At 38.8% G+C, this 13,489-nt stretch carries 7 protein-coding genes and 1 pseudogene; 1 reads left to right on the forward strand and 7 read right to left on the reverse strand.

The features are described 5' to 3' along the window. Positions 1 to 639: 639 nt before the first annotated feature. From ODZ84_RS03885 to cas9, 5 genes and pseudogenes are all read right to left on the reverse strand, one after another. Positions 640 to 861, reverse strand: a complete 222-nt coding sequence (locus ODZ84_RS03885) for a hypothetical protein (RefSeq protein ID WP_266175694.1) — start codon at positions 859 to 861, stop codon at positions 640 to 642. Positions 862 to 1,585: 724 nt separating this feature from the next. Then, positions 1,586 to 1,924, reverse strand: a complete 339-nt coding sequence (gene cas2 / locus ODZ84_RS03890; protein WP_266175695.1) for a CRISPR-associated endonuclease Cas2 — start codon at positions 1,922 to 1,924, stop codon at positions 1,586 to 1,588. Then, positions 1,921 to 2,813, reverse strand: a pseudogene (gene cas1, locus ODZ84_RS03895) (type II CRISPR-associated endonuclease Cas1). Before cas1 ends, cas2 begins: the two are co-directional and overlap by 4 nt. Before the next feature lie 11 nt (positions 2,814 to 2,824). Next, positions 2,825 to 3,346 carry a DUF6155 family protein gene (locus tag ODZ84_RS03900; RefSeq protein ID WP_266175697.1) on the reverse strand — a complete coding sequence of 174 codons (522 nt, stop codon included), beginning with the start codon at positions 3,344 to 3,346 and terminating at the stop codon, positions 2,825 to 2,827. Between the two features lie 2 nt (positions 3,347 to 3,348). Then, positions 3,349 to 7,635, reverse strand: coding sequence for a type II CRISPR RNA-guided endonuclease Cas9 (gene cas9, locus ODZ84_RS03905; RefSeq protein WP_266177321.1), 4,287 nt, complete (start codon positions 7,633 to 7,635; stop codon positions 3,349 to 3,351). 219 nt (positions 7,636 to 7,854) lie between these two features. Between cas9 and ODZ84_RS03910 the strand changes: the two genes are divergently transcribed. Next, complete coding sequence (locus tag ODZ84_RS03910; RefSeq protein ID WP_266175698.1) at positions 7,855 to 9,978, forward strand: Tex family protein; 2,124 nt, start codon at positions 7,855 to 7,857, stop codon at positions 9,976 to 9,978. A gap of 601 nt (positions 9,979 to 10,579) precedes the next feature. On the opposite strand, the gene ODZ84_RS03915 is transcribed toward ODZ84_RS03910, so the two are convergent. After that, the gene (locus tag ODZ84_RS03915) at positions 10,580 to 12,142 is read right to left on the reverse strand and encodes a M20/M25/M40 family metallo-hydrolase (protein WP_266175699.1); all 1,563 of its coding nucleotides are present in this window, start codon (positions 12,140 to 12,142) and stop codon (positions 10,580 to 10,582) included. Positions 12,143 to 12,278: 136 nt separating this feature from the next. Beyond that, a complete protein-coding gene (locus ODZ84_RS03920; protein ID WP_266175700.1) occupies positions 12,279 to 12,455 on the reverse strand; it encodes a histone H1 in 177 nt (58 codons plus the stop codon). Positions 12,456 to 13,489: the final 1,034 nt, after the last annotated feature.

Raw genomic sequence — 13,489 nt, forward strand, 5'->3', positions numbered from 1 at the left:
ATAAATGACAGGAGATACATCCGTTTATGATTTCAATCGTATTGTAGAAAAAATGGTGTGAATTGCTTTCAAAATTTATTATCTTCAGCTGTTTAAACATCACTACCGCACGAATCCTTCGTGTGGTTGTCTGTAGTAAACCACAAAGGAAATCCAAAAGATTCTAAACACTTTAGTTAATTAAGTAATATACTTTACGCAGAAGAAGCACACTTAAGTTTTTTGAAAATCTTTGATTTTCTTCTGAGGTACACTTATTTCTGCGGTGTCTTTTAAATTTTTTAAAATGTATTTAAGTGTGGGAGAACAACTACAAACTGCACCGCTACCGCACGAATCCCTTCGTGTGGTTGTCTGTAGTAAACCACAAAGGAAATCCAAAAGATTCTAAACACTTTAGTTAATTAAGGTATATACTTTACGCAGAAGAAGCACACTTAAGTTTTTTGAAAATCTTTGATTTTCTTCTGATGTATACTTAATTCTGCGGTGTCTTTTAAACTTTTTAAAATGTATTTAAGTGTGGGAGAACAACTACAAACTGCGACCTTACGAATCCCTTGGTGTGATTGTCTCTAGTAAACCACAAAGGAGATCCGAAAGATTTCTAAACATTTAAGTTAATAAAAGTAATATGCTTTACGTAGAAAGAAGCACATTGAAGTCTTGTTGAAAATCTTTGATTTTCTCCTGAATTACACTTAATTCTGCAGTATTTTCTTCCCCGAAATAGTCCTTTAACGAAAGTTCCCCGCACTGGCAACTGGTTTTCAGCCGTTTTATAATGGTCTGAATTATTTTTACCAAGTTAAACTTTGTAGAAAATCCTCTTTTCCTTCTGCTTAAATGGGTGAAATCCATTTCTCTATTTATCTTTTATGTTGATTTCCAGATTATTAGTCTTTTCATTGCAATCCAAAATTACTAATTTTCTCGGAACTCTTTTTTCCTGAATAAGTTTAAACAATTTTTTCGTGATAAGTCACAGTATAACCATTAATTTTCGTCATGGAGACATTGTTGTAAAGTGCTTTCAAAATTTATTATCTTCGTGATCAGTCACAGCAGAACCTGATTCAAGCCGTCCATCGATGCAGTTGTGAATTGCTTTCAAAATTTATTACCTTCGTGATCAGTCACAGCTAGATATTTCTGTCTGTGTAAGACCTTCTTGTTGTGAATTGCTTTCAAAATTTATTATCTTCGTGATCAGTCACAGCTCGGCTCCGCCTGCATCCTCGCCCGCTCCTGTTGTGAATTGCTTTCAAAATTTATTATCTTCGTGATCAGTCACAGCTCGGCTCCGCCTGCATCCTCGCCCGCTCCTGTTGTGAATTGCTTTCAAAATTTATTATCTTCGTGATCAGTCACAGCAGTATAACCATCCGAAACCAGCTTTCGTATGTTGTGAATTGCTTTCAAAATTTATTATCTTCGTGATCAGTCACAGCTTTACAACAGTTAAGAATATTAGGAAACGAGTTGTGAATTGCTTTCAAAATTTATTATCTTCGTGATCAGTCACAGCCTCAAAAAATAATCTACTGAAAATCAGTAGATTATTTTTATATTTAGAATTAAAAAATCAGAATAATTCGAGCTGTTGGAACGTGGGTGGAGGTTCTTCCCGATTCCTGGCAAAGAAAATTTCAATATCCCCAAATTGCTTATCGGTTATACACATAATCGCGACTTTTCCAGCCTTCGGCAGCATAAACTTTACTCTTTTAATATGTACCTCAGCATTTTCACGACTCGGGCAATGCCTTGCGTACATCGAAAACTGAAACAAAGTAAAGCCGTCATCGATCAGGCCCTTACGAAAGCGGTTGGCATCTTTCATATTGGCTTTGGTTTCCGTCGGTAAATCGTATAATACTAGAACCCACATAATTCGGTAGGCATTAAACCTCTCGGCATTCATATTAATTCAGGATAAGATAACAGGCGCTTTTCCCCTTATAACATTTGTATAATGAACTTGCAGTCGTTTTTACTGCGACCAGCAAAGGCCTTATTTTACCATCAATTGAAACGTCTTTAGTGGCCATCTGAAGAATATGTGCTTTAAATTCTTTGGTAAGTTCTTCAGAACCGGGGTTTTCCGACAGCCACTGCATTACCAGAAGATCTGCAAACGGCCGGTAAGGCTCCATTAAATCATCTGCAAGGCAGTAAGGATTGTACTTGTTTTTATGGAAAATTCCCATGACTGGAAGCAAACCCGTTTCCACAATTGCTCTTGCCACAATACTTCGAAGCACCGCATAACCGAAATTGAAAAACTGATTCGGGGAGTCCCCAAAGCGTTGCCTGAGAAAATCTAAGCTGATAAGGTATTTCCAGTAATGCTGGGCCGCGATCCCCTCCATATTAGTCATATCGCCACTTTTCACATTATTCTGATAACCGATCATGGGTTCATAATAGTTTCCCAGCCTCATCAGAACATTTTTTTGATTTTCAATTTTGCATTCGACGGTTTGTTTCCAGAGCTGCTTCTTTAGAGGTTCACTTGCTTCCAGCTGATCCTTCACCCGATTTGAATGTTCGGTGTGTCCGTAAAGAGGAAGCATGATTCCGTGTGGTAAATGTTGGGCATCACAGCTTATCACCACGACATTATTCCCCATCATCTTCTGAATCAGGTTGTGGGAAATCGTTATCTGAAAATGATCGAGCATCAGTAGCCCCAAATCTTCCACAGGAATACTTCCCTTTTCCGTTCTTGCTTCCGGGCAGAGAATCTTCATCTGCCCGTCTTTGAGTTTAAGATAGGCAGGGTTGCCGATATAGATGGAACGGGTGATCATTGATTTTGATTTTATTCCGGATAGTATTGAGCGTATAAATACTCCATATCGTCTGCAAAGCCATAACCGCAGCAGGAAGACCATTTTACACACTGCAATGCCTTATCCTGAAACTGCTGCAGTAACCTGTTTTTCTTTAAAAATTCGAGGGCTGCTTTGTAATTATTAAACGCAGAATCATAAAACTGCATAGAATAATCACCGTACAGGGCTGTAAGTTCACAGGCACTCTCAGAGAGATAAAGCATAACTTCCGCAAGATCTTCAGGCGAAGGCTGCAGATTTTTGAAATCTGAAATGACTCGCTTGGCTACGGAAAAACGTTCTGTGCTTTTCATAGGATTTTCAACATTAAACTCCTTACGGATAAGCTTTTTATACTTATCGGCAAGTTGTTTTCCGCTGGTAGGATTAAGGTAGAACTGATAAAATTCTTTGACGGCCTTATTCTTTTCATACAAGTCTAAAATCTGCTCAATAATCTGCTCTTTTGTGAGCTTCTGAAGCTCTTTCTTTAATGCTGCTTTTGACATAATTATGCTTTTATAATATTTCCTAAACGATCAACTTTAAGTTTCAGGCAGTGTTCTTTGATCATAAAACCATCCATCGAACGCTCCATTTTATTTAAAGTAGAAAATTCTTTTTTATTAACAATGGATGTGGCAATGTCCTGCCGTAAAAAAAACATCTGACTTCCCGAAAAACTTATCACTTTATATATTCTTCCGCTCTGTTCCGGTGTTAAATTTTTAAAATCAATATGATTAACATATTCAAGCTCGTCCTCTAAAGGAACATATACCAAATCATTCGGACACAGATAAAAATCCCCGGGTCCTTTTAACTCAACAACAGACAGACCTTGTTTTTGTCTTTCAATGACTTCATTTAAAGGAATTGTTTTGTAACTTCTCTTTCTGTTTTTATCCTCATACACGGCAAAAAATAAATTGGTTCCTTTGGCAGCCTCTACATATTTATCTTTTTTGTTTCCTGACTGCCCCAAAGAAAATTTACTTCCCATTTCAAAAACCCTGACTTTATTGATGGGCTGATGAGGTTTTCCGTCGTTATATTTTTCTATGTTTTTATTCAGATCCTCAATTCCCTCGGGAGAAAATGCCAGTTCCGGACTTCCTTTACCATTCAGATAATTTCTAAGAATTTTCTGAATTCCTGTGTCAGAGACAGAATTAATCGACTTCAAATCGAAAGAAGAATCAAGACTTTTTCTTGTGGCGGTCAATATTTTTCCTTTAGGAACCTTTACCCACGGCAAATCAATCTTTCCGGAAACCGTCTCTTTATGCATGGGTTTTCTTATGGCCCAGTTTGTTCCGGTCTGCTCCACCTTCTCCTTGGATTTTACGCCATCCTTTTCTACATATTTTTCATAATAATTGGTCGCTTTATTAATTACACGGAGGTTTTGTTTAAAGCTGACAATAATTTTCTCCAAACTGTTTTTAGCGTCAACCGTAAAGTGATCCCAGGGCTTTAAAAAATGTTTCGGTATTTCTCTTTCTACTATATTTCCGGTATGCGGATGATGATAAACCGCTCTCTCAAAGCTCATCAGTTTCTTTTTCAGATCGTAACGTCGGGTATCTGATTTTGCCGACTGGTTGTTAAGTAAATTTACGTGGTCCCTGGTAGCACAGGCAATCACCAGAGCATCCAGAGCATGATGGCGATGATCGATCCTTTTCTTCGAAAATCCTTTTGAAAATTCAATAGGAACGGTTGGTAAAAGCTTCCTGTGATTTTCATTCCACGAAGTAAAATCTGTTGAATCTGTCAGTGTATTCATCCTTTCAAAACGGGGCAAGATCAAATCGTTCCAGATATCATTTAAACCCCAGTCCTGCTTAAGGCGGGTCGTAATTTTTCCGTTTCCGGGAACTATATTCTTAGAATTAATCCCCTCATCTGTTCCGTCTTCCACCCTCACGATATGAGAAAGGACACCCGAAATATACTTACTGATGTGGCGCGTGTCGTTCAGTTGACGTTCAATCATTTTTTCAGGAATCTCCTCCAGAAGAAGTTTCGTTCTTTTGCTCCAGTTATGGGCGTAATGCTTTTTTACAAAATCTTCATATTCATCCACCTTAAAAACTGTTACCCTTTTTCCTAATCCTAATTCAATCACCGTTCCGCCGAATTGTTTGATAAATCCAAGACCGATATAGTTATCTTTAAGTTTATTCACCGTAGATTCACATATAATCTTATTGCTGAAACTGTCATCGAAGTAACGGCTTTGCGGAATAATATGTTCAATTTCATATTCCGGGGTAAAAAGTTTATTTAACGGGATGATCTGTCCCGTATACGGAGATTTGTATTTCTGTTCCAGCCAGAGTTTATACCTTTTTAAGTCTGAAGGAGATGGCTGTGCCGTTTTGCTGATTTTGAGAATATCATCCTCAATGTCAATATCGGATTTTAAAATTCCATCTTCATAAATTTTCAGGATTTCCTGTTGCATCGGTGAGTAAGGACGGACATTTTCAACGGAACGGTCATTCATCATTTCAGCTAATAAAGCTTTAATACGGAGATTCGTGTTTTCATTATCCATAACCATACCGGTGATTTGCTTACGGTCTTCAGCCGTATTTTTCATTTCCCGCCCAAGCTCGATATGAATTTCACTGAAAAAGTCTTTGGTGCCGCCTCCGTATTTCATCCAAATATCTTTTACCACCCGGAGTGTTTCCGTAATCACCTGTTCTACTATCGGATTACGGAGCGAATGCTGCTTAAATTCCTTCAAAAATTCTTCCAGGTCATCAGGAGAATTCCACTTGCCGGTCATTGATGCTTCCGAATGCCTGCCGTAAATAACATATTGGGCCAGCCATAGCTGCAGACCCTGGAAATCATTCTCAGTCGTCAGATATATTGCTTTTTCTCTTACTTTATCTTTAATATCTGCATCATATCCTCCGGTAATTATTTTATGAATTCTGTCCCTGGAACCATGATCGATATTTTCATAGGTCCAGTATTTCCCCAATCTCATCAGGGACAGCAATTTTTTAATTGCTTTTTCTGAGAAAGAACCATACTCACTTTTAAACGGCGGGAATTTTCTGAAGGCTTCCAAAAATGCATTTTCATCCAGATTATTTTTTGCGGCAAAAGATTTCAGCGCCTTTTCATATTCTGTTTTATCATTTACGGAATAGATGATGTGCCAGATCTTCTGTTCGGTTTCTCTTGTCAGAAAATCCTGAGAAATATTTTCGACCTTTTCCAGCCTGGATGAAATCATTGCCCTGGTTTCGTTGCAGTGATACTTTTTATCTTCTACAAAATTCCAGCGATGCGTTTTCTCACTTAATTTAAGATGTCTGAGTAATGACTTTTGGTCAACTTCCCTCCGGTTATTTAAAAATTCAAAAAGGTTTTCGAAATCTTCAGTAGTATTTAAAAATTCTCCTGTCACATTCTCATCATCGTCTTTTTTATAAATGGTAAGATTAAAGATCCATTGCCATAGACGGAATTCCTGGTAATATGGGTTAGATTTGGGAATCGCTTTCAGGTACTGTATATGTTCTGATCCACTTTCATCTTTATATTTTCTGAACTCCAGGGTGCAGTTGGAAACAGAAGATTTCTGACTTTTTAAAGGCCTCTGATAAAAGATGATATCATCCATAAAAAGATGGACGAAATCTTTTTTACTCAGGATCAATTGATGGGATTCGTTATTTCGGTACAGTTCACGAATACAGTCACTGTATAGATCATCATTTTGCAGCTCCTGGTGAAATTCTTTCTGCTTTTCTAAGATTTGCTTTAATTCTGCCTTATAAAACTTTCTTTCGATGGTACGGACCAGTTTTCCTTTGATTTTCTGTTTCGGATTGTCAAGCAGCGTCTCATAAATATAGGTCCCTACGGTTTTGTGGGATTTATCGATTTCCTGTTCGGTTTTCTTTTTTATCAGCGTCCAGTCATTTTCACCCGGCGCACGGAAGCTTCTTTTTTCATTTCCATCTTTATCGGTTTTAACGCTTCCATCGTCATTCAGATCGGTGGTGACAATAAAATCTCTTGTCTTATCTTTCCAGTCAGATAAAGGTATTTTACTGGGACGCCTGTAAATCCACCCATTTTCCAAAACCAGAGAATACCAGATCTCAGACTTTCCTTTTTGAGGCTCGTCTGCCAGAACATCTGTGATTTTTAAAGCGTAAAACTCCACCCGTTTATTCGGGTTCTCTTCTTCCTCCTCACCACGCAGCTGATAATAACCCCGTTTCTGATTAAAATTCAATAGAATCCAGGCCAGCTCTTCCTTTTCAATTTTATGGGTAAGTGCTTTTTTTCTCAGATAATAGATGGTCCAGTCATAAGGAACTTTTTTATTATTTTCTGACAGTTGAGGCTGATGATCCTTGAATTCCTCAAGCATTTCCTGAAAAGAATTTTTGAAAATAAAACCTTCATTATCATACGCCAGCTTAGGTTCCGTTTCTTCTTTAAACTTCCCGAACCTTTTCTCAAAATCGATTTGTAAAGCGTAATGTTGAGGTAAAAAACGGAGAACATTCAAAACTCTGTGAAGTCTCTCTCTTCGCAGTAAAAATCTTTCCCGCAATCTTCTTACCCCCCGATATCCCGTTCTTACAGCTGTCTGTGAAACCGAATTTCCTTTTCCGAACTCTCCCAGAATATCCTGTGACATCGGGATGATCCTGCTTCCCATCCCGAGAATTTCTCCCTGTCTATTCTGAAAATCCTGTCTGATAAGAGCCCATCCGATGGAGTTGGTTCCTAAATCTAAGCCTAATATATTTTTCATCATTTTTTACGTTCTTTGAAATTGTCTTAAAAATAAAAAGAAAAAAAACAGCAAAAATGAGATTTCCCGTAAATCATCTCTGGAGTTTTTCACCTATATTTGTATCAATAAATTTGAAAGCAATTCACAATAAGGATTATTCCGTTGTGAAAACATTTAAGGCGGGGCAACTCGCCTTTTTTATTTCAAATCGCTAATTTAGCACTTTCAAAAAAATAAATGAACACAATCAGCTATATCAGGCAAACTCTCAATATAACGGAAAAAAGTATTCGGGCAACGTTGGAATTACTTTCTGAAGACTGCACCATTCCCTTCATTTCCCGCTACCGAAAAGATAAAACCGGAAACTTGGATGAAATCCAGATCGAACAGATTTCAAAACTTAACAAGCAGTTTGAGGACATTGTAAAAAGAAAAGAATCTATTCTAAAATCTGTTGAAGAGCAAAATACGTTAACGCCCGAACTGAGACAGAAGATAAATGAAAGCTTCGATATTCAGGAGCTTGAAGATCTTTATTTACCATTCAGAAAAAGAAGAAAAACCAAAGCGGATGCCGCAAAGGAAAAAGGCTTGGAACCTTTGGCTAAAATGATAATGAGTCAGAAAGCCCAGGATATCCAGTTTGTGGCTTCAAAGTATCTGAATGACCAGGTTTCCGGTGAGGAAGAAGCGCTACAGGGAGCACGCGATATCGTGGCAGAGTGGATCAATGAAAATATGTATGTCCGCAAAAATCTGCGCCGCCTGTTTCAGCGCAAAGCAGTCGTGACCTCAAAAGTGGTTAAAGCCAAGAAAGATGAAGAAGGCGCACAGAAATACGCCCAGTATTTTGAATGGGAAGAAAGCCTCAGCCGTACACCTTCTCACAGGCTGCTGGCCATGTTAAGAGCAGAAGCGGAAGGTTTTGTAAAAACGGGCATCAGCATCGGCAAAGAAGAAGCCATCGACCTGATCGAAAATGCAGTGATCAGATCTGACAATGAATCGGCAGAACAGATCTCCTTAGCGGTAAAAGACAGCTACAAAAGACTCTTGGAACCAGCTATCTCCAATGAAACATTACAGGAAGCGAAAGAAAAAGCAGATAAAAAAGCGATTGAAATCTTTTCGGAAAACCTAAGCCAGCTTCTGCTTGCCCCGCCTTTAGGGGAAAAAAGAATTCTGGCCATCGATCCCGGCTATAAAAGCGGCTGCAAAATTGTCTGCCTCGATGAAAAGGGAGATTTATTACATAATGAAACAATTTATCCCCACGCTCCGCAGAATGAGTCCGGAATGGCGATGAAAAAAATCCGTTCTATGGTGAATGCCTATCATATAGAAGCCATATCCATCGGAAACGGAACGGCAAGCCGCGAAACTGAGTTTTTTATCAAAAAAATTGCCTTTGATAAACCGTTACAGGTTTTTGTCGTTTCAGAAGCGGGAGCTTCGGTCTACTCTGCCAGTAAAATTGCGAGGGATGAATTTCCAACATATGATGTTACGGTCCGCGGGGCCGTATCGATCGGAAGAAGGCTGGCAGATCCTCTGGCAGAACTGGTGAAGATAGACGCTAAATCTATCGGAGTGGGACAATATCAGCATGATGTCGATCAGACCCTGTTGAAAAACGAACTGGACTCTACCGTAATGAAATGTGTAAATTCCGTAGGAATTAACTTAAATACCGCCAGCAAGTCGTTGTTAAGCTACGTTTCCGGGATCGGAGAAAAGATGGCTGAAAATATCGTGAATTACCGCGCTGAAAACGGTGCTTTCGAAGACCGTAAACAATTGAAAAAGGTTCCGCGATTAGGCGAGAAAGCTTTTCAGCAGGCAGCCGCATTTGTGAGAATCGCCAACGGTAAAAATCCGCTTGATAATTCCGCCGTCCATCCCGAGGCATACGGAATTATTGAACAGATGGCAAAAGATCTGGGCATCAAAACCCATGAACTGATCGCCAATAAAGAAAAAATTGCTCAGATAAAACCTGAGAAATACACGACGGAGGATATCGGAATTTTAAGTATTAAAGATATTTTAAAAGAGCTTGAAAAACCTGGCCTGGATCCCAGAAAAGCAGCCAAAGTTTTTGAGTTTGATCCCCAGGTAAAAAAAATAACAGACCTTAAAACAGGAATGGTCCTGCCGGGAATTGTCAACAATATTACGGCATTCGGATGTTTTGTCGATCTGGGAATTAAAGAAAGCGGTCTCGTTCATATTTCCCAGCTTAAAGAAGGTTTTGTTTCCGATGTCAACGAAGTGGTAAAACTTCACCAGCACGTTCAGGTCAGGGTTACTGAGGTGGATGAGGCGAGAAAAAGAATACAGTTGAGCATGATTTTATAATTTTTCCTGGAGCAAAATTATTATACAAACCCCTCTGAACTTCGAAAATTTTTAATATTAAATTGTCAATTCGGTTCCGTCAGTTCGAGTAACGAAGCAAAGCGGAGTGTATCGAGAAGTTTTGTATACAATAAAACTTTAGTAATAACTACTTCCCTGATGCAGTACTTCTCGATACGGTTTCCAAAAACCTACTCGAAGTGACGGTGGTGTTTGATTTAATATAGGAGTTCATCAATACAGCTTTGTTAATTTAAGTTGATCCATTATTCTGTAAAACATCGTTCCGTCACTTCGAGTAGCGAAGCAAAGCGGAGTGTATCGAGAAGTTCGTACAGTAAGTTATTATAGCTATTTCCCTGAAGCACTTCTCGATATGGTTTTTTTCAAAAACCTACTCGAAGTGACGATGGTGTCTTATTAGATATTTGGGTAAATAATATACAGCTTTCGTCATTTCGAGTAGCGAAGCAAAGCGGAGTGTATCGAGAAGTTCGTACAGTAAGTTATTATAACTACTTCCCTGATGCAGCACTTCTCGATACGGTTTTTTTTCAAAAACCTACTCGAAGTGACGAAGTTAATAAAATAGAAAGTGAGTTTATTTATAATTTTTAGAATCCCTTCTCGGCTGTTTCGCCTCAGGCCATTTCGCTACTTCTCCCTTTTCATCAGCCGGCATGACTCTCCGTTCCCGATTGGTAAATTCAGGATCTTCAGAAGCCATATATGCTAAAGTAGCCGTAAGAATGACATTATTCTTAACCTCGTCAAAAACAATTTTATCATACGTATCTTTTGTTGTGTGCCACGTATAACCAAAATATCCCCAGTTCAGTGAACTTAAGGAGAAGCCAGGAACTCCGGCCGCTACAAATGAAGCGTGATCCGAACCGCCTCCGCCCGGCATTCCCGGAAAATCTGTTTTAATCTGGTCTTTTATATTTTTCGGAACGGCATTCAGCCATTTCCCGATATAATCATAAGCCTTTGCAAATCCCTGGCCGCTGATATTCACTACGCGGCCAGTCCCGTTGTCCTGGTTGAAAACGGCCTGCACTCCCTTAATGATTTCGGGGTTATCGGCAACAAAACCTCGCGAGCCGTTCAGTCCCTGCTCTTCACTTCCCCAAAGCCCGACAATTATGGTTCTTTTATTGTCCGGATAATATTTCTTCAGGATCCTCATCGTCTCAAGCATGGTTAATACTCCAGTTCCGTTATCGGTAGCACCCTGAGCACCATCCCAGGAATCCAGATGGGCAGAGAGAATAACATACTCGTCCGGTTTCTCTTTTCCTCTGATCACCCCGATGGTGTTGAATGTTTTGGCATCAGGAAGAACTTTTGACTGGGTTTCTATTTTAATTCTGGGTTTTGCTGCTTTCCGGGCCATCCTGTACAGCATTCCATAATCCTCCACATCAATATCGATCATCGGAATTTTGACGGTCTTAGCACCAAAAATCCTGTTGGCTCCCATTATTCCCGTCCAGTTTGAAATTGCCACTCCCGCAGCACCGGCTTTTTCCAGAGCCTCGGGAAGGGTTGCATTATCGTATCCGATGTTTTTCACATAATTCTGGAAATCTCTGGTAGCCTGCTCTTTTTCTTTCTTTAGTTTCTCATAAAGTTCAGGTGTTGCAAATTCTTTGATCTGCTCATCGGAACGGCCGATTTTCTGATATTGGGACATCAGCACGATTTTACCTTTGGCAGAAGACAGCCACAGATCAAATTCAGCTTTTGAAGATACCTGCGGAAGAATCACCACTTCTGCTTCAATTGGTTTTCTGGTTTCCGGACTCCACGCCAGCTGAGTTGCAGACAAAGATTTCACTCTCGGGTACGTCATATCTGCATGGGTGATTCCTCGTTGCCATCCCTTCCAGGTGCCGAACTGCTGTAAATGGGCTTCGATTCCCCATGACCGAAGTTTACTGGCCGTCCACTCATTGGCAGCCAGCATTTCCGGAGTTCCTACCAGACGCGGCCCTACCCCGTCCAGAAGTTCATACGCCATATCTTCCAATTGAGAACGGTTACTTACTTCATTGACGAAATTCTGTATTATTGGATTTTGGGAGTCTGCAGTTGCCTGGGCAAAAGAAAACTGCGTGGCCAGCACCACTGCGGGCACAGTAAAAAATCTGTTTATCTTCATAGCATATATTGATGGGCTTAAAGATAACAGAATTTAAAGAAATTAAATGAAATTAATGGAAATATCGGGGAAATTACGCCGTAAACCATTCACGGTAAAAATAAAAAAACCGGCTACAGGTAGCCGGTTTAAAAAATTATTTTTTAGATTCTTCAACAGAAACTTTTCTGAATTCTTTGAACAACTTGCTCAATTCCAAAGCTGATTTACGGGCTCTTGTTCCTGCAGCCTTATTTCCTTTTTCTGCCTGTTGGTTTGCTTCAGATGCGAATGCTTCAAATTCCGCATTGATTTTTTCAATTAGTTCTTTCATTATTTTTAAAATTTAGGCTGCAAATATAGGTTTTATGGTGATTCCAGCCAACTATGATGTAAAAACTTTAGCATAATTATGGAAATTTATAAGCTTATTTTAATCTTGCTGGATTTTTAACTATATAAAATCTGTTTTTGCGTAAGCCTGATAATACTTTTAACTTAAAAAGAGTTCTGAGAAAATCAGGAATTTTGGATTGCATTTAAAAGCAGATAAAATTTTGGAAATCAAACAGCTTTCATTTTTTAGACATTAATACATTTCAGCAAATTAAGGAATACCGCAGAAGTATTAATAAAAGTTTAAATCATTTTTTATCTTTTAACCGCTACCGCACGATTCTATCGTGTGGTATTTATTACCTCAATCACATGCAGAACATATAAATAGAGTTTACTACAGACAACCACACGAAAGGATTCGTGCGGTAGCAGGGGTAATACAGAAAGCCACGCGGTAGTAGGGGAAGGACTCGTGCAGTAGCGGTTTAAAATATCTGTTGTAGTTTAATGAAAATTAAAGTCTTTTGCGGAATGAGAAGATCTCCCGGAAAAGTAGAGTTTACTGCTATTTAGGATTCTCAGACTGTTTGTTTCTCGCTGTCTTCTTCTGTCTTGGTGTCAGATCTTAAAAAGTAATCCATCCTGACCAATTTTCTATAAAATGATGCAGTGCCGCTTCAGGTATATTTTGAAAGATCAGATTTAAAAATTCATAAAATTAATGTTATATTTTTCTTTGCAGATAAGAAATAAAATCCGGTCTGAAAAATATTTGTCTACATATTGCTTCAAAAAAATTAAACTCCTGAAAAATATCAGGAGTTTAACATTGAAAATATATTTAAGTGAAAAGTGTGTTGCCTGGATTTATTCAAACATTATGCCGCGAATAGACTTTTTTTCCTTTGCCAGAGCGATTTTCAGGGCTTTCAGCGATAACCTACTGATTGCCTGCAAGTTTATTTTCACAATGATTTTCTTTACTGAAATTTGTTCTAAAATAAACGTAATAATATTTATAAACGTACT

It is taken from the genome of Chryseobacterium fluminis (genome assembly GCF_026314945.1).
GTDB classification, from domain to species: Bacteria; Bacteroidota; Bacteroidia; order Flavobacteriales; family Weeksellaceae; genus Chryseobacterium; species Chryseobacterium fluminis.